Origin of the sequence: Kitasatospora sp. NRRL B-11411 (assembly GCF_000721345.1) — a bacterium.
Taxonomy (GTDB): Bacteria; Actinomycetota; Actinomycetes; order Streptomycetales; family Streptomycetaceae; genus Kitasatospora; species Kitasatospora cineracea.
The window spans coordinates 1-21,225 of the sequence record NZ_JOGH01000039.1 but is presented as its reverse complement, the minus strand read 5'-3'; the positions used below and the strand labels follow the sequence as shown (position 1 = coordinate 21,225).

Sequence of the window (21,225 nt, the reverse complement as noted above, 5' to 3'; positions counted from 1 at the left end):
CGGAGGACTGGGCTTATGGATCGTACGACCGGCGGCGCGCCCACACGCCCGCCGCAGGGGGTGGCAGGGGCGGTCCTGCTGCTCGGCGTGCTGCTGGCCGGGGCCGCGCCGCTCATCCCGCTGGCCGTCCTGGTGTACCGCTACGAACCCGAGCTGCTCCCGCTGTTCGCGGTTCCCCTGGCCGTGCTGGTCGCCGCCTGGCGGATCGCCCGCGACCGGGCCCGGGACCAGCTCACCGACCCGCTCACCGACCTGCCCAACCGGCAGGCCCTGCTGATCGCCACCCAGGAGGCGCTGGCCCGGCACGAGGCCGAACCCGGGTACAGCGTCGGCCTGATCCTGCTCGACCTGGACCGCTTCCGCTCGCTCAACGACGCCCTCGGCCACACCGCGGGCGACCGGCTGCTGGTGCACATCGCCCGCCGGCTGCACCGCGCCCTGCGCACCGGCACCGGGCACCCCCGGGACGGCGAGGACGGCACCGCGCTGCCCCCGCCGCTGCGCCGCGGCGAACGGCCGGTGGTGGCCCGGATGGGCGGCGACGAGTTCGCCGTGCTGCTGCCGGGGGTGGGCAGCCCCGAGGTGCTGGAGCGCACCGCGAAGGCGCTGATCGCCGAACTCGCCGCGCCGATCCGGCTGGACGGCCTGCTGCTGGTGCTGGAGGCCAGCGCCGGGGTCTGCGTCTACCCCACCCACGCCCAGGACGCAGAATCGCTTCTGCGACGCGCGGACGTGGCGATGGGCCACGCCCAGCACAGCCGCAGCGGCGTCGAGCGCTACGACGAGGCCCGCGACCTCGACACCCCCTACCGGATCGGCCTGCTCGGCGACCTGCGGCGGGCCATCGAGATGAACGAGGTGCAACTGCACTACCAGCCCAAGGTGGCCTTCGACGGCAGCGTGGTCGGCCTGGAGGCGCTGGTGCGCTGGGACCGGCCCGGACAGGGACGGGTCGCGCCGGACGAGTTCATCGCCCTCGCCGAGTCCTCCGGGCTGATGCCCCGGCTCACCGACTACGTGCTGGAGAGCGCCGTCGGACAGATCGCCCGCTGGCGCCACCAGGGCCTGATGGTGCCCGTCGCCGTCAACGTCTCGCCGCGCGACGTCCTCAACCCCGGCTTCGCCGCCCGGGTCGCCGGACACCTCACCCGGCACCAGGTGCCCGCCGCCGCCCTCCAACTCGAGATCACCGAACGGCTGCTGCTCGACGACAGCCGGCGCGCCGCCGACACCCTCGCCGAACTGCGCCGCTACGGCGTGCGGATGTCGCTGGACGACTTCGGCACCGGGCACTCCTCGCTGGTGCGGCTGCGCAGCCTGCCGGTCGGCGAACTCAAGATCGACCGCTCCTTCGTCTCCCGGATGGTCGCCGACGACCACGACGCCGCCGTGGTGCGCTGCTCGGTCGAGCTCGCCCACTCGCTGGGGCTCACCGTGGTCGCCGAGGGCGTCGAGGACGACGAGACCTGGGAGCGGCTGCACGACATGGGCGTCGACGCCGTCCAGGGCTGGCTGGTCTCGGCCGCGCTGCCCGCCGACCAGGCCACCGCCTGGCTGCTGGTGCGGCGCAACGACGCACCGCCGGTGGAGTCGCTGCCGCGCTGAGCGCACCCGCGCGGGGCCCGTCCGGGACGTCCCCGGGCGGGCCCCGCGCGTGCGGCCGGTCGGGCGTCCCCCTTCTGCCCATAGGATGGCCCCTTAGGACCGAAAGGACCGGGCGTGCCCAGCGGGCAGAGGCCCGGCCCACCAGAACTCACCCTTGAGGATCGCTGCATGCCTGGCATCACGCGCGAGGAGGTCGCCCACCTCGCCCGGCTGTCGCGTCTGGAGTTGCAGGCGGAGGAGTTGGACCACTTCGCCGAGCAGCTCGACGTGATCATCGGCGCGGTCGCCCGCGTTTCCGAGGTCGCGGGGCAGGACGTCCCGCCGACCTCCCACCCGCTCCCGCTCACCAACGTGATGCGCGCGGACGAGGTGCGACAGTCGCTGACCCCGGAGCAGGCGCTGTCCGGCGCCCCGGCCAGCGAGGACCAGCGTTTCCGCGTGCCGCAGATCCTCGGGGAGGACTGACCGAGATGACCGAGCTGATCAAGTACACGGCGGCCGAGACGGCCACCGCGATCGCCAAGGGCGAGGTCTCGGCGGTCGAGGTCGCCCAGGCCCACCTGGACCGGATCGACGCCGTCGACAAGAAGGTCAACGCCTTCCTGCACGTCGACCGCGAGGGCGCGCTGGCCGCGGCCCGCGCCGTCGACGACAAGCGCGCGGCCGGCGCCGAACTCGGCCCGCTGGCCGGCGTGCCGCTGGCGCTCAAGGACGTGTTCACCACCAAGGGCATGCCGACCACCTGCGGGTCGAAGATGCTCGAGGGCTGGATCCCGCCCTACGACGCCACCCTGACGAAGCGCCTGAAGGACGCCGACGTCGTCATCCTCGGCAAGACCAACATGGACGAGTTCGCGATGGGCTCCTCCACCGAGAACTCCGCCTACGGCCCCACCGGCAACCCCTGGGACCTCACCCGGATCCCCGGCGGCTCCGGCGGCGGCTCGGCGGCCGCGCTGGCCGCCTTCGAGGCGCCGCTCGCCATCGGCACCGACACCGGCGGCTCGATCCGCCAGCCCGGCGCCGTCACCGGCACCGTCGGCGTCAAGCCCACCTACGGCTCGGTGTCCCGCTACGGCCTGGTCGCCTTCTCCTCCTCGCTCGACCAGGGCGGCCCGTGCGCCCGCACCGTGCTCGACACGGCGCTGCTGCACGAGGCCATCGCCGGGCACGACCCGCTCGACTCCACCTCCGTCGACGCCCCCGTCCCCGACGTGGTTGCTGCCGCCCGGATGCGCGACGTGCGCGGCATGCGGATCGGCGTGGTCAAGGAGTTCGCCGGCGAGGGCTACCAGGCCGGCGTCATGCAGCGCTTCGAGGAGTCCGTCGAGCTGCTGCGCGAACTGGGCGCCGAGGTCGTCGAGGTCTCCTGCCCGTCGTTCACGCTGGCGCTGCCCGCGTACTACCTGATCGCCCCGTCCGAGGCGTCCTCGAACCTCGCCCGGTTCGACGCCATGCGCTACGGCCTGCGGGTCGGCGACGACGGCACCCGCTCCGCCGAGCAGGTCACCGCGCTCACCCGCGAGGCCGGCTTCGGCTCCGAGGTCAAGCGCCGCATCATCCTGGGCACCTACGCGCTGTCGTCCGGCTACTACGACGCCTACTACGGCTCCGCGCAGAAGGTCCGCACCCTGATCTCCCGGGACTTCGACGCCGCCTTCGCGGGCGTGGACGTGCTGGTCTCCCCGACCACCCCGACCACGGCATTCCCGATCGGCGAGCGGGCAGACGACCCGATGGCGATGTACCTCGCCGACCTGTGCACCATTCCCTCGAACCTGGCGGGCAACGCGGCCATGTCGCTGCCCTGCGGGCTCGCCCCGGAGGACAATCTCCCGGTCGGCCTGCAGATCATCGCCCCCGCGATGGCGGACGACCGCCTCTACCGCGTGGGCGGCGCCGTCGAGGCCGCGCTCAACGACAAGTGGGGCCACGCCCTGCTGGAGGAGGCACCGGCACTATGAGCAAGATCGAGAAGGCCAAGGGCTGGAAGCACTCGAAGCCCGGCCTGTGGCTGTCCATCGGCACCAGCGCCTTCGGCGCCATCTCCATCGCCAAGGACATCCGCGGCGCCCGCGCCGACAACGACACCCTCAAGCTGATCAACGCCGTGGTCGGCGCCGCCGCCCTGATCACCGGCACCGCGCTCCTCGTCCGCGAGCTCAAGCGTCTCGGCGACGACGACGTCCTGCTCGGCTGAACCTCCCATGACTGAAGAAGGGACGCTGTGAGCGTCATGAGCCTGGTCTCCTACGAGGAGGCTCTCGCCTCGTACGACCCGGTGATGGGCCTTGAGGTCCACGTCGAGCTGGGTACCAAGACCAAGATGTTCTGCGGCTGCTCCACCGAACTCGGTGCGGAGCCCAACTCGCAGACCTGCCCGACCTGCCTCGGCCTGCCCGGTTCGCTGCCGGTGGTCAACGCGGTCGGCGTGGAGTCCGCGATCCGGATCGGCCTCGCGCTGAACTGCGAGATCGCCGAGTGGTGCCGGTTCGCCCGGAAGAACTACTTCTACCCGGACATGCCGAAGAACTTCCAGACCAGCCAGTACGACGAGCCGATCGCCTTCAACGGCTACCTCGACGTGCAGTTGGAGGACGGCGAGGTCTTCCGGGTGGAGATCGAGCGCGCCCACATGGAGGAGGACACCGGCAAGTCCACCCACGTCGGCGGCGCCACCGGCCGGATCCACGGCGCGGAGTACTCGCTGCTGGACTACAACCGGGCCGGCATCCCGCTGATCGAGATCGTCACCAAGCCGATCGAGGGCGCGGGCCACCGGGCTCCCGAGGTCGCCAAGGCGTACGTCGCCGAACTGCGCGAGCTGATCCGGGCGCTGGGCGTCTCCGAGGCCCGGATGGACAAGGGCCAGATGCGCTGCGACGTCAACCTGTCGCTGCGCCCCAACGGCACCGAGACCTTCGGCACCCGCAGCGAGACCAAGAACGTCAACTCGCTGCGCAGCGTCGAGCGGGCCGCCCGGTTCGAGATCCAGCGGCACGCCACGGTGCTCGGCGACGGCGGGACGATCGTCCAGGAGACCCGGCACTTCCACGAGGAGGACGGCTCCACCACGGCCGGCCGGATCAAGGACAACGCCGAGGACTACCGGTACTTCCCCGAGCCCGACCTGGTGCCGGTCGCCCCGGCCCGGGAGTGGGTCGAGGAGCTGCGGGCCTCGCTGCCGGAGCTGCCCCGGGTCCGCCGGGCCCGGCTGCAGGCCGAGTGGAACCTGTCCGACAAGGACATGCAGTCGGTGCTCAACGCCGGTGCGGTGGAGCCGATCTCGGAGACCATCGCGGCCGGCGCCCCCGCCGACCAGGCCCGCAAGTGGTGGATGGGCGAGCTGGCGCGGCGCGCCAACGAGACCGGCACCGAGCTGTCCGAGCAGCCGATCACCCCGGCCCAGGTGGCCCGGGTGTGCGCGCTGGTCGCCGAGGGCAAGCTCAACGACAAGCTGGCCCGCCAGGTCATCGAGGGCGTCCTCGCGGGCGAGGGCGAGCCGGACGACGTGGTGGCCAAGCGAGGCCTCGCCGTGGTCTCGGACGACTCCGCGCTCGGCGCGGCCGTCGACCAGGCGATCGCCGACAACCCGGACGTCGCCGCGAAGATCCGCGACGGCAAGGTGCAGGCGGTCGGCGCGCTGGTCGGCGCGGTGATGAAGACCACCCGCGGGCAGGCCGACGCGGCCCGGGTCAAGGACCTCATCCTGGAGAAGCTCGCCTGAGCAGTGCCTAGGACTGCTTAGGAGTGCCTAGACGAGACGGCGGGGCCTAAGGAGGCTGCTTAGGGCCGCCGAGCACGGTGCCCGTCCCCGGGAGGGGGCGGGCACCGCCGTTTTCGCGGTCGGCGGCCCGCGGAGATCGGGCAGGCTCCCGATGTGGCGCACCCCCCTGGGGGCGGAGGCTGGACACCAGCACGCAACGAGGGGAAAACACCGTGTACGAGTACGAGTTGTTCAAGGTACGGGAACGCGAACTGCACGACCGGGCCGCCGCCGAGCGGCTGGCCCGGGAGGCGGCCGGTGCGCGCACCGGGCTGGTCGGGCGGGTGGTGCGGGCGGTCCGCCGGGAGGCGGCCGCGCCGCGGGTCAACTCCGGTGCGGAGCAGGGCCGTTCGAGCGCCGTGGCGGGCTGTGCCGGATGACCGGCGGGCCCGGCCGGTCCGGCGGGTGGGATAACCGCTCGGCCCTGTTCGAGGGCTGTGGCATGCTCACGGGCATGGAGCAGACAGTCAGCCCGGTCTTCGTCGGACGCGGCCGGGAGAGCGGTGTGCTCGGGGCCGGCCTGGACCGGGCGGGGGCGGGGGAGCCCAAGGCCGTGCTGGTCGGCGGCGAGGCGGGGGTCGGCAAGACCCGGCTGCTGGAGGAGTTCCTGGCCCGGGCCGAGGCGGACGGCGCGGTCACCGCGCTGGGCGCCTGCCTGGAGGTCGGCGCCGAGGGCCTGCCGTACGGGCCGCTCTCGGCCGCGCTGCGCCGCCTGCACCGGCGGCTCGGCCCGGAGCTGGAGCGGGCCGCCGCCGGGCTGGAGGGCCACCTCGCCCGGCTGCTGCCGGACTTCGGCGAGGCCGACGGCGAGGGCAACGACGAGTACGGCCGGGCCCGGCTGTTCGAGCACACCACCCGGCTGTTCGAGCGGCTGGCCGAGCACCGGACGGTGGTGCTGGCCATCGAGGACCTGCACTGGTCGGACCGCTCCACCCGGGAACTGCTCGCCTACCTGGTCCGCACCCTGCACCGCTCCCGGGTGCTGATCGTCGCCACCTACCGCACCGACGACCTGCACCGCCGCCACCCGCTGCGCCCGTTCCTGGCCGAACTCGAACGGCTGCGCACCGTCCAGCGGATCGAACTGGACCGCCTGGACCGGCCCGAGGTGGCCGCCCAACTGGCCGGCATCCTCGGCCCCGAGCCGCTCGGCCGGGACGTGGTGGACCGGATCCACCGCCGCTCCGAGGGCAACCCGTTCTTCGTCGAGGAACTCGCCGCCGCCTACCGCGACGGCTGCCTGGCCTGCGTCACCGAGTCGCTGCGCGACATCCTGCTGGTCCGGGTCGAGGCGCTCCCCGAGGAGACCCAGCGGATCGTCCGGATCGCCGCCGAGGGCGGCTCCCGGATCGAGCACGCCCTGCTCGCCGCCGTCGTCGCCGAGAACGGCCCCGACGGCTCCCGCACCGGCGAGGACCAGCTGATCGCCGCCCTGCGCACCGCCGTCGGCGCCAACATCCTGCGCCCCGACACCGACGGCGAGGGCTACCGGTTCCGGCACGCGCTGGTCCGCGAGGCGGTCTCCGACGACCTGCTGCCCGGCGAACGGCAGGGCATCAACCGGCGGTTCGCCACCGTCCTGGAGGCCGACCCGTCCCTGGTCCGGGCCGAACAGCGCACCGCCCGGCTCGCCGACTACTGGTACCACGCCCACCAGCCCGCCCGGGCGCTGCCCGCCGCCCTCGACGCCGCCCGCGCCGCCCGCCGCCGCAACGCCTTCGCCGAGCAGCTCACCATGCTCGAACGCGCCATCGAGCTCTGGGACACCGTCTCCGAGCAGGTCCTCGCCACCACCCTGCGCCCCTACGACTGGGCCGAGACCTACCCGCCCTGCGCCTGCGACGACGGCGAGCACCACGACTGCGAGCGCCTGCAACTCGTCGACGTGCTGGCCGAAGCGGTGGTCGCCGCCCGCCGGGCCGGCGACCGCGACCGCGGCCAGGGCCTGGCCCGCCGCGCCCTCGCCCTGGTCGACGAGACCGGCAACCCGCTGCGCGCCGCCTGGTTCCGGCTCCAGCGCGCCAAGATGCTCGACCAGCTCAAGCGCAGCGGCGGCCTGGAGGAGATCCAGTACGCCCACCGCCTGGTCCGGGGCCTCGGCCCGTCCGCCGTGCAGGCCGAGGCGCTCGCCCTGGAGGCCGCGCACGGCCTGCTCCGCAACCCCGGCCCGGACGCCGTCGCCACCGCCGAACGCGCCGTCGACGTCGCCCGCCGGGCCGGCGAACCCTCCGTCGAGGTGCACGCCCGGGTCACCCTGGCCGGACTGCTCGGCGACTTCGAGGACGCCGAACGGGCCGTCGCCCTGCTCGCCGAGGCCGTCGAACTGGCCCGCCCGCTCGGCAACGGCGACGTCCACACCCGCGGCCTGAACAACCTGGCCAGCCTGCTGCTCTCGGTCGGCCGCGCCGAGGAGGCCGCCACCGCCGCCCGCCAGGGCCTGGAGGCCGCCCGCGGCAGCGGGCTGATGCTCAACACCGGCCCGATCCTCACCGGCAACCTCGCCGAGGCGCTGCTCGCCACCGGCCGCACCGAGGAGGCCGCCGCCGTCCTCGCCGACTGGGACGACAAGCCCGAGGCCGACACCCACGGCGAGTTCATGGACCGGCTGCGCGGCGAACTCGCCCTGCTCCGCGGCGACCTGGCCGCGGCCGAGACCCACTGGAACACCGCCCACGCCAGCGGCGGCGGCGGCGCCCAGCCCCAGCACGTGCTGCCCACCGCCTCGCTCGGCGTCCGGCTCGCCATCCGGCTCGGCCGCCCCGAACAGGCCCGCGCCCGGCTCGCCGAAGCTCTCGACGGCACCGTCCTCACCCGGCAGGGCGGCCACCTGCTCCCGCTGCTCACCCACGCCGCCGAGGCCGAGGCCGACCAGCACCCGCGCACCCCCGAGGGCGAGGCCGCGCTGGCCCGGATCGCCGCCGAGGCCGCCCGGATCACCCCGCGCTGCGACCTCGACCGCGGCTGGGCCGCCCTGCTGGCCGGCGAACTCGCCCGCGCCGCCGGCCGCCCCACCGCCGAGCACCGGCAGCGCGCCGTCGCCGCGCTGCGCGCCGCCGCCCTGCCCGGCCCGCTCGCGCTGGCCCTGCTGCGCGCCGCCGAGGACAGCGCCGCCGCCGGAGACCGGGAGACCGCCGCCGCCCAGCTCCACGAGGCCGCCGAACTCGCCCGCCGCCGCGGCGACCTGACCACCCGTCGGGACGCCGACCTGCTGGCCGCCCGGCTCGGCCCGGCCCGCCGGGCCGCCGCCGACCCCGAGCCCGGCCCCGGCCTCGGCCTCACCCCGCGCGAGCGGGACGTGCTGCGCCAGCTCGCCCTCGGCCGGAGCAACCGGCAGATCGCCGAACAGCTGTTCATCTCGCCGAAGACCGCCAGCGTGCACGTCTCCAACATCCTGGCCAAGCTCGCCGTCACCGGCCGCGGCGAGGCCGCCGCGCTGGCCCACCGGCTGCGGCTGTTCCCGGACGAGGAGCCCGCCACCAGCGGCTCCTGACGCCCCGTCGGACCTCGCGCCGCAACCCCTGTCGTCGTCCCCGCGGGCGGTCCTCCGCCGCCCGTCCGCCTGCGCCGAACGGGCGATCCCGGTCCCAACCGGCTTCACGCCACCTGCGGTTCATTACTCTAAGTTGAGCGGACGTGCCAGTGCGTGACCGCAGTGGTGTAGGGTCCGAAGCGGGAACACCGGTACGGCCACGGGCCGGAGGGGGAGATGTCGATTGAACTCCACCGAGTCGGTGCTGCCTGCCCGTACCCCGCTCAGCCGGCTGACGGCCGGGCTGCTCGCGGTGCTCTGCGCCGGGTACGCCGCCGGCGCCGCCGTCGGCTGGGGGTCGAGTGAACTCGCACTGGTGATGGGGGACTTCGGTCTCGCCGGGGCGGCCCTCGTGGCCGCCCTGTCCTGTCTGGCGCACGGCGTCGCGGTGGGCGGCCACACCCGGCCGGCCTGGCTGCTGTTCGGACTCTCCTCGGCGATGGTGGCCTTCGGCAACGGCGCCTGGGGCTGGTACGAGGTGGTGCTCCGGCAGCCGCTGCCGCCGGACTCGCTGGCCGACTACGCCTTCCTGCTGTTCGCCCCGCTGGCCATCATCGGCCTGCTGGTGCTCGCCCAGCGCCCGCGCACCCCGGCCGGCTGGCTCTGCCTGCTGCTGGACGGCTGGCTGGTGGCCGGTTCGCTGTTCACGCTCAGCTGGAGCCTGGCGCTCGGCCGGGTCGCGGCCGGCGACGGCGACGACCCGCTGAAGCTCGCCCTCGGCCTCGGCTACCCGGTGCTGGACATCCTGCTGGTCAGCCTGGTGGTCGGGCTGCGCTTCCGGAGCCGGGACGGCAACCGGGCCGCCGTGCACACCGCGATGATCGGTCTGGCGCTGACCGTGGTCTGCGACGCGCTGTTCACCACCCCGCAGTTCCACAGCGACTACCACTCCGGCGAACTGCTGGACGCGGGCTGGTTCGCCGGCTCGCTGCTGCTCGCCTGGGCCCCCTGGCAGCACGGCCGCCACCCGTCCCGCGAGCACCCGTCCGCGCAGGGCTCGCCGCGCCGCCGGGTGGCCTCCACCTTCAGCGCGCTCACCCCGTACGCGGCCGCCGCCGTCTGCACCGCCGGCATCCTCTACAACGCGCTCGGCGGCCGCCCGCTGGACCGGGTGATGCTGGCCGCCGCCAGCACGGTGGGCCTGGCGCTGATCGTCCGGCAGGGCGTGATGCTGCTGGACAACCTCTCGCTGGCGCAGGAACTCGCCACCAAGGAGGCGCACTTCCGCTCCCTGGTGCAGGGCTCCAGCGACGTCATCATGATCGCCGGGCCGTCCGGGGCGCTGTCCTACGTCAGCCCCGCCGCGCTGCGGGTCTACAACCGGGACCCGGAGGACCTGGTCGGCGGCAACCTGCTCAACCTGGTCCACCCCGAGGACGTCGACCGGGTGCTGGCCGAGGTCCGCCGGATCCTGGCCCGCACCCGGGGCGCCCGGTTCGGCATCGGCGAGCCCTCGGCCCGGGTCGAGTGCCGGATCCGCTCCGGCGAGGGGGAGTGGCTGCACGTGGAGTCCACCGTCAACCCGTACCGGGACGGCCTGATCCTCAACAGCCGGGACATCACCGAACGGGTCCGACTGCAGGCCCAGTTGCAGCACAACGCGTTCCACGACCCGCTCACCGACCTGCCCAACCGGGCGCTGTTCGCCCAGCGGGTCCGGGCCGCGCTCTCCGCGCAGGGGCCGGTCGGCACCGCCGTCGCGGTGCTCTTCCTCGACCTGGACGGCTTCAAGGCCGTCAACGACACCGCCGGGCACCAGGTCGGCGACGAACTGCTGGTGCAGGCCGCCCGCCGGCTGCAGGCCGCCGTCCGCAGCGAGGACACCGTGGCCCGGTTCGGCGGCGACGAGTTCGCGGTGCTGGTGCGCGGCCGGCTCGGCCACCCGCAGGTCCGCGACCTGGCCGAACGGATCCGCGGCGCGCTCTCCGAGCCGTACTGGATCGGCGGGGCCGAACTCGGCGTCGCCGCCTCGATCGGCATCGCGTTCGGCCCCGACGCCCCGCTGCCGGTGCCCGAACCCGCGCCCGCCGCGCCCGCCGCCCCCGGCGGGCCGGGGAGCGCCGGGAACGGCCCCCGCAAGGACGGCCCCCGCAAGGACGGCTCCCGCAAGGACCGCGACGGCGCCGCCGGGCCCGCCGCCTCGGCCGCCGACGAACTGCTGCGCAACGCCGACCTGGCGATGTACCAGGCCAAGTCCCGCGGCAAGGGCCGGGTGGTGCTCTACACCCCGGCGATGCGGGCCGAACTCGACCGCCGCAGCGAACTGGAGGAGCGGCTGCGGGCCGCCGTCCGGGAGGGCTCCTTCACGCTGCTGCACCAGCCCGTGGTCGAGCTCGCGGGCGGCCGGCTCACCGGCGTCGAGGCGCAGGCCCGCTGGCGCTCGGCCGGCGGACTGCTGCTCACCCCCGCCGAGTTCCTGCGCACCGCCGACTCCGGCGACGCCGCCACCCGGTTCGCCCGCTGGCTGCTCACCGAGGCCGTCGCCGCGGCCGCCCGCCGCCGCGCCGACGGCCCGGCCGCCCCGCCCGTCCCGGTCACCGTCCGGCTGGCCGCCGAACGGCTCTGCGCCCCCGGCATGTACGAGACGCTGGCCGCCGCGCTGCGCGACACCGGGCTGCCGCCCGAACTGCTGGTGCTGGAGGTGGCCCGGACCGGGCCGGACGCGCTGGCCGACGAACTCGGCCGCCGGCTGGCCGCGCTGCGCCGCCTCGGGGTGTCCACCGCGCTCGCCGGGTTCGGCGCAGGCGGCGGCTCGCTGGGCGCGCTGGCCCGGCTGCCGTTCGACGCCCTCAAGCTCGACCGCAGCCTGGTCCAGGACGTCGCCGAGTCCACCCTGACCCGGGCGCTGGCCGGCCACGCGCTGCGGCTGGCCCGCGACCTCGGCCTGGCCACCGGCGCCGACGGGGTCGACCACCCCCGGCAGGTCGCCGCCCTGCAGGAGCTCGGCTGCCGCCGCGGCCAGGGCCTGGCCTTCGACCGGCCGCTGGACGAACTGCGGCTGCGCCGGGCGCTGCTGCGCCGCGGCTACCCGGTGCCGCGGCAGCCGCAGGGCGGCCCGGGCCGCCGTCCGCTGCTCACCCCCGACCCGCGAACGGGTGGTCTGGCCGAGGCCGCCGGGGCCCGCCCCGGAGCCCCGCACCCCGGCCTCGACCTGCCGCAACGGCACGCGGTGGGCGGTCCGAGCGGTGGCCCGCATGGTGAGACGGCGGTCCCACCAGCTTGACACCCGCCACTGCGTGGGAGGAAGGTCGGTGCCATGACCACCCGAATTCTCGTACTTGGCGGGCGCGTCGGCTGAATCGCAGCCCGACGCGCCTCCCCCTCGCATGCCCTGGGCACGAGGGGTTTTTTGTTGCACGAATGCTGGTTGGCCACCGCACCACCACTGGCCTCAACCACCTGAAATCCGGACGATTGAGGCAGAGCCGGAGACCGGCCCGAACCCCTCCGCCGCCCGGGCCGGCGCCCCCCGAGCAGAACCCGAGAAGAGACAGGCAGATGACTGAGCACGCCGCAACCCCCCGCCGCGGGGACCACCCGGCCGCCCACGCTCCGGGTCCCCAGACCACCGAGACCATGACCGGCGCGCAGTCGCTCATCCGCTCGCTCGAAGCCGTGGGCGCCGACACCGTGTTCGGCATCCCCGGTGGGGCGATCCTCCCCGCGTACGACCCGCTGATGGACTCCACCAAGGTCCGGCACATCCTGGTCCGCCACGAGCAGGGCGCCGGCCACGCCGCGACCGGCTACGCGCAGGCCACCGGCCGGGTCGGCGTCTGCATGGCCACCTCCGGCCCGGGCGCGACCAACCTGGTCACCCCGATCGCCGACGCCTACATGGACTCGGTGCCGATCGTCGCGATCACCGGCCAGGTCGCCTCCAAGGCGATCGGCACGGACGCCTTCCAGGAGGCGGACATCTGCGGCATCACCATGCCGATCACCAAGCACAACTACCTGGTGACCGACCCGGCCGAGATCCCCCGGGTGATCGCCGAGGCGTTCCACATCGCCGCCACCGGCCGCCCCGGCCCGGTCCTGGTCGACATCGCCAAGGACGCCCTGCAGGCGCAGACCGTCTTCCGCTGGCCGGTCGAGACCGCGCTGCCCGGCTACCGCCCGGTCACCAAGCCGCACGCCAAGCAGATCCGCGAGGCCGCCAAGCTGCTGGTGAACGCCAAGCGCCCGGTGCTGTACGTCGGCGGCGGCGTGCTCAAGGCCAACGCGGGCGCCGAACTGCGCATCCTGGCCGAGCTGACCGGCGCGCCCGTGGTCACCACCCTGATGGCGATCGGCGTCTTCCCGGACAGCCACCCGCAGCACCTGGGCATGCCCGGCATGCACGGCTCGGTCCCCGCCGTCACCGCCCTGCAGAAGAGCGACCTGCTGTTCACCCTGGGCGCCCGCTTCGACGACCGGGTCACCGGCAAGCTCGACTCCTTCGCCCCGAACGCCAAGGTCGTGCACGCCGACATCGACCCCGCCGAGATCGGCAAGAACCGCCCGGCGGACGTCCCGATCGTCGGCGACGCCCGCGAGGTGCTGGCCGACCTGATCGTCGCCGTCCAGGCCGAGTTCGACGCCGGCCACCGCGGCGACTACACCGAGTGGTGGACCCGGCTCAACGAGTGGAAGAAGACCTACCCGGTCGGCTACGAGCCCGCCCCCGAGGGCCGGTTGTCGCCCCAGCAGGTGATCGAGCGGATCGGCCAGCTGGTCGGCCCGGACGCGATCTACGCCGCGGGCGTCGGCCAGCACCAGATGTGGGCCAGCCAGTTCATCCAGTTCGAGAAGCCGGCCACCTGGCTGAACTCCGGCGGCGCCGGGACGATGGGCTACGCCGTCCCCGCCGCGATGGGCGCCAAGGCCGGCAGGCCGGACGTCCCGGTCTGGGCGATCGACGGCGACGGCTGCTTCCAGATGACCAACCAGGAACTGACCACCTGCACCCTGAACGACATCCCGATCAAGGTCGCGGTCATCAACAACGGTTCGCTGGGCATGGTCCGCCAGTGGCAGACGCTGTTCTACAACCAGCGCTACTCCAACACCGTGCTGCACTCCGGCCCCGGCCACGACGGCATCGAGCCGCCCGCCCAGGGCACCCGCGTCCCGGACTTCGTGCTGCTCTCCGAGGCGATGGGCGCGGTCGGCCTGCGCTGCGAGCGCCCCGAGGACCTGGACGCGGTGATCAAGCAGGCGATGGAGATCAACGACCGCCCGGTGGTCATCGACTTCATCGTCCACCAGGACGCGATGGTCTGGCCGATGGTCGCGGCCGGCACCAGCAACGACGAGATCCAGTTCGCCCGGGGCGTGCGCCCCGACTTCGGCGACGACCTGGACTGACGGACCCACGGACCCGAAAGCGATGACCACCATGTCCAAGCACACCCTGTCCGTCCTGGTCGAGAACAAGCCCGGCGTGCTCGCCCGGATCGCCGCGCTGTTCTCCCGCCGCGGCTTCAACATCGACTCGCTCGCGGTCGGCCCGACCGAGCACCCCGACATCTCCCGGATGACCATCGTGGTGAACGTCGAGGAGCTGCCGCTGGAGCAGGTCACCAAGCAGCTCAACAAGCTGGTCAACGTGATCAAGATCGTCGAGCTGGACCAGTCCCAGGCGGTCCAGCGCGAGCTGGTCCTGGTCAAGGTCCGGGCCGACGCGGAGACCCGCTCGCAGGTCACCGAGATCGTCCAGCTGTTCCGCGCCAAGACCGTCGACGTGTCGCCCGACGCGGTGACCATCGAGGCCACCGGCTCCTCGGACAAGCTGGAGGCCATGCTGCGGATGCTGGAGCCGTACGGCATCAAGGAGTTGGTGCAGTCCGGCCTGGTCGCCATCGGCCGGGGCGCCCGCTCCATCACCGACCGCTCGCTGCGCGCGCTGGAGCGCTCCGCCTGACGCGCGCCGCCGCGACCCGTCCCACAACCTGAGCACTGCCATCGAAGTCCGCCGGGTGCGCCTACGGTAGGAACCCCCGGCACCACCATCACGCAAGGAGATGTGCCCCCGTGGCCGAGCTGTTCTACGAAGACGACGCCGACCTGTCCATCATCCAGGGCCGCAAGGTCGCGGTCATCGGCTACGGCAGCCAGGGCCACGCCCACGCGCTGTCGCTGCGCGACTCGGGCGTGGACGTCCGGGTCGGCCTGCTGGAGGGCTCCAAGTCCCGTGCCGCCGCCGCCGAGGCCGGCCTGCGCGTGGTGACCCCGTCCGAGGCCGCGGCCGAGGCCGACGTCATCATGATCCTGGTGCCGGACCCGATCCAGGCCGACGTCTACAAGGACGCGATCGAGCCGAACCTGAAGGCGGGCGACGCCCTGTTCTTCGGCCACGGCCTGAACATCCGGTTCGGCTTCATCCAGCCGCCGGCCGACGTCGACGTCTGCATGGTCGCCCCGAAGGGCCCGGGCCACCTGGTCCGCCGCCAGTACCAGGAGGGCCGCGGCGTCCCGTGCATCGTGGCCGTCGAGCAGGACGCCACCGGCAAGGCCTTCGACCTGGCGCTGTCGTACGCCAAGGGCATCGGCGGCACCAAGGCCGGCGTCATCAAGACCACCTTCACCGAGGAGACCGAGACCGACCTGTTCGGCGAGCAGGCCGTCCTCTGCGGCGGCACCGCCGCCCTGGTGAAGGCCGGCTTCGAGACCCTGGTCGAGGCGGGCTACCAGCCCGAGATCGCCTACTTCGAGTGCCTGCACGAGCTGAAGCTCATCGTCGACCTGATGTACGAGGGCGGCCTGGAGAAGATGCGCTGGTCGGTCTCCGAGACCGCCGAGTGGGGCGACTACGTGACCGGCCCCCGCATCATCACCGCCGACACCAAGGCCGAGATGAAGAAGGTCCTCACCGAGATCCAGGACGGCACCTTCGCCAACACCTGGATCGCCGAGTACAAGGCCGGTCTGCCGAAGTACAACGAGTACAAGAACGCGGACAGCGAGCACCTGCTGGAGACCACCGGCAAGAAGCTCCGCAAGCTGATGAGCTGGGTCGACCAGGAGGCCTGATCTCCGCCCGTCCCGGTTGTACAACAAGGCTGTTCCCGTCCGGGTGATTTCGCCGGACGGGAGCAGTCCCGGTAGGACCCCGCCGATAGACTCCGAACCACGCGTCAGGCCCACAGCGTCGTGCGTCTAGCTACGCGACATGCCACCTTCCCCCCGCCCTGTGCGCGCCACCTCCGTGCGGCGGGGTGAACCGGACAGTTAAGGACACACTGTCGTGAGCAAATCTGTCGTACTGATCGCCGAAGAGCTGTCGCCCGCCACCGTCGACGCGCTGGGCCCCGACTTCGAGATCCGGCACTGCAACGGCGCCGACCGCACCGAGCTGCTGACCGCGATCGCCGACGTGGACGCCATCCTGATCCGCTCCGCCACCAAGGTGGACGCCGAGGCGCTGGCCGCCGCCAAGAAGCTCAAGGTCGTCGCCCGGGCCGGCGTCGGCCTGGACAACGTGGACGTGGCCGCCTCCACCAAGGCCGGCGTGATGGTCGTCAACGCGCCGACCTCGAACATCGTCACCGCCGCCGAGCTGGCCTGCGGCCTGCTGATCTCGGTCGCCCGCAACATCGCCCCCGCCAACGCCGCGCTCAAGGGCGGCGAGTGGAAGCGCAACAAGTACACCGGCGTCGAGCTGAGCGAGAAGGTGCTCGGCGTGGTCGGCCTCGGCCGGATCGGCGTGCTGGTCGCGCAGCGGATGTCCGCGTTCGGCATGAAGATCGTCGCCTACGACCCCTACATCCAGGCCGCCCGCGCGGCCCAGATGGGCGTCAAGCTGCTCTCCCTGGAGGAGCTGCTGGAGGTCGCGGACTTCATCACCGTCCACCTCCCGAAGACCCCGGAGACCATCGGCCTGATCGGCGACGAGGCCCTGCACAAGGTCAAGCCGAGCGTGCGGATCGTCAACGCCGCCCGCGGCGGCATCGTCGACGAGGAGGCGCTCGTCCGGGCGCTCCAGGAGGGCCGGGTGGCCGGCGCCGGCCTGGACGTCTACTCCAAGGAGCCGTGCACCGACTCCCCGCTGTTCGCCTTCGACAACGTGGTCGCCACCCCGCACCTGGGCGCCTCCACCGACGAGGCGCAGGAGAAGGCCGGCATCGCGGTCGCCAAGTCGGTGCGCCTCGCGCTGGCCGGCGAGCTGGTGCCGGACGCGGTCAACGTCCAGGGCGGCGTGATCGCCGAGGACGTCCGCCCGGGCCTGCCGCTGGCCGAGAAGCTCGGCCGGATCTTCACCGCGCTGGCCGGCGAGGTCGCCGTCCGCCTGGACGTCGAGGTCCGCGGCGAGATCACCCAGCACGACGTCAAGGTGCTCGAACTGTCCGCCCTCAAGGGCGTGTTCGAGGACGTGGTGGCCGAGACGGTGTCCTACGTCAACGCCCCGCTGTTCGCCCAGGAGCGCGGCGTCGAGGTGCGGCTGACCACCTCCAGCGAGTCGCCCGAGCACCGCAACGTGATCACCGTCCGCGGCACCCTGGCCGACGGCGGCGAGGTGTCGATCTCCGGCACCCTGTCCGGCCCGAAGCAGACCCAGAAGATCGTCGGCGTGGACGGCTTCGACGTCGACGTGGCGCTCACCGACCACATGGCCTTCTTCCACTACGAGGACCGCCCCGGCGTGGTCGGCACCCTCGGCCAGATCCTCGGCGACGCGGGCATCAACATCGCGGGCATGCAGGTCGCCCGGGACGGCGACAACGCGCTGGCCTCGATCACCGTGGACAGCGAGGTCTCCCAGGAGGTCCTGGCCGAGATCGCGACCGCGATCGGCGCCAAGTTCTCCCGCTCGGTGAACCTGGGCTGACGCCCCCCGCACCACCGCGACGGCCCTTCCGACCTTGAGGCGGAAGGGCCGTTCGCATGCCCGCGAGCGAAACCCGTCTCAGATACTAGGAAATCCAAGTAAATCTGCTGACCTCGCGCCCTCCACGTCGTACCGTGGAGTAGTCCTACGGTGAGCCACCCCCGTCACGACGGGGAGCCCGGCCCGCGGGGCCCGTACGCGGTGCGGCAGGCGACCCCTGCTCGGCGTACCTCCGCTCGTCCCTCCAGCGCGCCGCTGCGCCCCCGCACCAAGGAGCCCGGTATGCCGTTCGTCGCAGACCGCACCACCGCCCCCGCCGCCACCACGACCGCCACCGCCCGCGCCGCGGCCCCGCGCCGCCGCCGCGCCCTGCCGGCCGACCCCCGCACCGCCGCCGCCCTCCAGCGCGCCCTCGACCGCCGCGACAACGGCGCCCCGATCGGCGGCTGACCGCCGACGCCCCCGCTGGGCCGGACGGGTGACGGACCGTCACCCACGGGGTGAACCTCCGCCCCCGGCCCCGCGACGGCTCCTACCTTGGGGCCGTGCGCACCCCCCTCGGCCTCCTCGCCGCCCTCGCCCTGCTCGCCCCGGCCGCCGTCCCCGCGCTGGCCGACGACCGGCCCGCCGACGGCCCGAGCACCACCGTGTTCGTGGAACTCGCCACCGAGCCCGCCGCCACCGCCTGGCAGCGCGCCCGGGACGACGCCCGCCGACAGCTGCGCACCCCCGACCAGGCCCGGCGCGCCGCCGCGAGCGCCGGCGGCGCCCAACGGGCCGTCGCCGACCGCTCGTTGGACGCGCTCACCGCCGCCCTGCGGCGCGCCGTCCCCGACGCCCGCCCGCTCTACCGCACCCGCACCCTGGCCAGCGGCCTCGCCCTGCGGCTGCCCGCCGCCGAACTCCCGAAGCTGGCCGCGCTGCCCGGCGTCCGCGCGGTGCGCCCCGTCGCCCTCAAGCGGCGCGCCAACGGCTACTCGGTGCCGCTCACCGGCGCCCCGCAGGTCTGGGACGGCCCGGCGGGCCACACCGGCGAGGGCGTCCGGATCGGCGTCGTCGACTCCGGCATCGACTACACCCACGCCGACTTCGGCGGCCCCGGCACCCCCGCGGCCTACCGCGCGGTGGACGGCGCGAAGCCCGCCCCCGCCGGGCTGTTCCCCAACGCCAAGGTGGTCGGCGGCAAGGACCTGGTCGGCGACGACTACGACCCCGACCCGGCCGCCGCCCACTACCAGCCCGACCCGCACCCCGACGACAACCCGCTGGACTGCGCCGCCAACGGCCACGGCACCCACGTGGCCGGCACCGCCGCCGGGCTCGGCGTCACCGCCGACGGCCGGCCCTACCGCGGCCCCTACCGCCCCGGCCTGGACCCGGCCGACTTCCGGGTCGCCCCCGGCGCGGCCCCCGGCGCCCAGCTGTACGCCATCAAGGTGTTCGGCTGCGACGGCTCCACCGACCAGCTCTCCGCCGCCCTCGACCTGGCCGCCGACCCGAACGGCGACGGCGACCTCTCCGACCGCCTCGACGTGGTCAACCTCTCGCTCGGCAGCCCCTACGGCCGCCCCGGCGACGCCGACGCGCTGGCCGCCGACCGGCTCGCCGCGCTGGGCACCGTGGTGGTCGCCGCCGCCGGGAACGAGGGCGACGTCTACGGCGTCGGCGGCAGCCCCGGCACCGCCGCCCGGGTGCTCACCGCCGCCGCCTCGGTCGACGAGCACGGCGACGCCGACGGCATCACCGTGCTCGCCCCCGCCGCGCTCGCCGGGAACGTCCCCGCGCACTGGAGCAGCAAGTACACCCACTGGGACGACACCGAGGTCAGCGGCGAACTCGCCGTCCCCGCCGACCAGTCGGACGGCTGCGCGCCGTTCTCGCCCGCCGACGCCGACCGGCTGCGCGGCAGGGTCGCCGTGCTGCGCTGGACCACCAAGGACCCGGACCGGGCCTGCGGCTCCGCCCCGCGCGCCGACCACGCCGCCGACGCCGGAGCCGTCGGCACGCTCTACGCCGCCGACGGCGACAACCTCGGCGAGATCGCCGGGGACGACCGCATCCCCGCCGCGATCCTGGCCCGCGCCGACGGGCAGCGGCTGCTCGACGCCGCCGCCCGCGGCCCGGTCACCGTCCGGCTCGCCGCCCCGGGCAACCCGCTGCACGGCGCCGTCCCGCAGGACCAGCCGCAGCGCACCGACACCCTCGCCTCCTTCACCTCGCGCGGCATCGGCGTCGACGGCGTGGTCAAGCCCGACCTGGCCGCCCCCGGCGAGACCGTCTGGTCGGCCAAGGCGGGCACCGGCACCGGCGGCATGCGCGAGGACGGCACCTCGATGGCCACCCCGCACCTGGCCGGCCTGGCCGCGCTGGTCCGCTCCGCGCACCCCGACTACGACCCGGCCGAGGTCAAGGCCGCGCTGATGGACACCGCCACCGACACCTACTCGCACGACGGCCGCACCGGCCCGGTGTACGGCCCCGAGCGCACCGGCAGCGGCCGGGTCCGCGCCGACGCCGCCGTCCGCACCCCCGTGCTCGCGTACGGGGCGCAGACCGAGGGCGCGGTCGGCGTCTCCTTCGGCGTGGTCGAGGCCACCGGCGCGACGACGGCCACCCGCGAGGTGACCGTCCGCAACCTGGGCGAGCGCCCGCTGTCGTACGCCACCGGCTACGCGCCCGCCACCGCGCTGCCCGGCGCCGCCTTCGGGATCTCGCCCGCCCGGGTCGACCTGCCGCCGCACGGCAGCGCCACCGTCACCGTCACGCTCCGGCTCGGCGCCGACCTCGGCCGCGCCCCCGACCCCACCCTCGACCTGCTGCAGGCCGGGCACGCCCGCAGCTACCGCGGCGAACTCTCCGGCCGGCTCACCCTCACCCCCGACGACGGCACCCTCCCGCCGCTGCGCGTCCCGCTGTTCGCCGCCCCGCGCGCCGCCACCGCCGCCACCGCGCTCGGCACCGCCGCCACCTTCGCCGTCTCCGGTGACCCCCGCCCCGGCCTGCTCACCGCCCTCCAGCCGGGCGGCGAAGGACCGCGCTGGCCCGACTGCCCCGCCGCCGACACCGACCTCTGCGTCGACGACCCCGCCGAACGCTCCGCGAACCTCCACTACGCGGCCGCCGCCGTCGACGGCCACGGCACGCTCTACCTCGCCGCCGTCCTGTGGGCCCCCGCCGCCACCCCCGCCGGCGCCCTCGGCGTGCGCGCCTCGATCGACACCGACGGCGACGGCACCCCCGACGCCACCGTGGTCGCCGACCGCCTCAAGGGCAGCGACGTACTGATCGCCCGCACCCTGGACGCCCGCACCGGCGCCGAACTCGACGTCCAGCCGCTCAACGGCCGCTGGGGCGACACCGACACCGCGCTGCTCGACTCCGACACCCTGCTGCTCCCCGTCCGCCTCGCCGCCCTGCCACCGCTCACCCACCCCCGCTACACCGTCTGGACCGGCGCCTCCGACGACCCCACCGACGCCCTCGCCACCCTCGGCCCCTACCCGTTCGACCCCGCCC

At 74.2% G+C, this 21,225-nt stretch carries 13 protein-coding genes and 1 pseudogene; all 14 read left to right on the top strand.

Features of this window, described 5'->3' with window-relative positions:
- Window positions 1–78: 78 nt before the first annotated feature.
- Window positions 79–1,605: pseudogene (locus IH44_RS0119195) on the top strand (putative bifunctional diguanylate cyclase/phosphodiesterase); the annotation flags it as partial.
- A 168-nt stretch (window positions 1,606–1,773) separates the two neighbouring features.
- A complete protein-coding gene (gatC, locus tag IH44_RS0119190) occupies window positions 1,774–2,070 on the top strand; it encodes an Asp-tRNA(Asn)/Glu-tRNA(Gln) amidotransferase subunit GatC (RefSeq protein WP_030460841.1) in 297 nt (98 codons plus the stop codon).
- Between the two features lie 5 nt (window positions 2,071–2,075).
- On the top strand, window positions 2,076–3,569 hold the full coding sequence (gene gatA, locus IH44_RS0119185; protein ID WP_030460840.1) for an Asp-tRNA(Asn)/Glu-tRNA(Gln) amidotransferase subunit GatA: 1,494 nt from the start codon (window positions 2,076–2,078) through the stop codon (window positions 3,567–3,569).
- Window positions 3,566–3,805 (top strand): hypothetical protein, encoded by a 240-nt coding sequence (locus IH44_RS0119180; protein WP_014138190.1) that lies wholly within the window; start codon window positions 3,566–3,568, stop codon window positions 3,803–3,805. Before gatA ends, IH44_RS0119180 begins: the two co-directional genes overlap by 4 nt.
- Before the next feature lie 27 nt (window positions 3,806–3,832).
- Window positions 3,833–5,332 carry an Asp-tRNA(Asn)/Glu-tRNA(Gln) amidotransferase subunit GatB gene (gene gatB, locus IH44_RS0119175; protein WP_030460839.1) on the top strand — a complete coding sequence of 500 codons (1,500 nt, stop codon included), beginning with the start codon at window positions 3,833–3,835 and terminating at the stop codon, window positions 5,330–5,332.
- A gap of 212 nt (window positions 5,333–5,544) precedes the next feature.
- Window positions 5,545–5,751, top strand: a complete 207-nt coding sequence (locus IH44_RS0119170) for a hypothetical protein (protein WP_030460838.1) — start codon at window positions 5,545–5,547, stop codon at window positions 5,749–5,751.
- Between the two features lie 74 nt (window positions 5,752–5,825).
- On the top strand, window positions 5,826–8,861 hold the full coding sequence (locus IH44_RS0119165; protein ID WP_232795009.1) for a helix-turn-helix transcriptional regulator: 3,036 nt from the start codon (window positions 5,826–5,828) through the stop codon (window positions 8,859–8,861).
- Between the two features lie 223 nt (window positions 8,862–9,084).
- The gene (locus tag IH44_RS0119160) at window positions 9,085–12,123 is read left to right on the top strand and encodes a bifunctional diguanylate cyclase/phosphodiesterase (RefSeq protein ID WP_030460836.1); all 3,039 of its coding nucleotides are present in this window, start codon (window positions 9,085–9,087) and stop codon (window positions 12,121–12,123) included.
- 275 nt (window positions 12,124–12,398) lie between these two features.
- Entirely contained in the window at window positions 12,399–14,249 is a 1,851-nt protein-coding gene (locus tag IH44_RS0119155; RefSeq protein ID WP_030460835.1) for an acetolactate synthase large subunit, read from the top strand.
- Between the two features lie 31 nt (window positions 14,250–14,280).
- A complete protein-coding gene (gene ilvN / locus IH44_RS0119150) occupies window positions 14,281–14,805 on the top strand; it encodes an acetolactate synthase small subunit (protein ID WP_030460834.1) in 525 nt (174 codons plus the stop codon).
- A gap of 110 nt (window positions 14,806–14,915) precedes the next feature.
- Entirely contained in the window at window positions 14,916–15,914 is a 999-nt protein-coding gene (gene ilvC / locus IH44_RS0119145; protein WP_030460833.1) for a ketol-acid reductoisomerase, read from the top strand.
- A gap of 214 nt (window positions 15,915–16,128) precedes the next feature.
- On the top strand, window positions 16,129–17,709 hold the full coding sequence (serA, locus tag IH44_RS0119140) for a phosphoglycerate dehydrogenase (RefSeq protein ID WP_030460832.1): 1,581 nt from the start codon (window positions 16,129–16,131) through the stop codon (window positions 17,707–17,709).
- 282 nt (window positions 17,710–17,991) lie between these two features.
- Entirely contained in the window at window positions 17,992–18,159 is a 168-nt protein-coding gene (locus tag IH44_RS46575; protein ID WP_157852391.1) for a hypothetical protein, read from the top strand.
- A gap of 95 nt (window positions 18,160–18,254) precedes the next feature.
- The coding region (locus IH44_RS49420) for a S8 family serine peptidase (protein ID WP_198545013.1) at window positions 18,255–21,225 on the top strand (2,971 nt) is incomplete at its 3' end.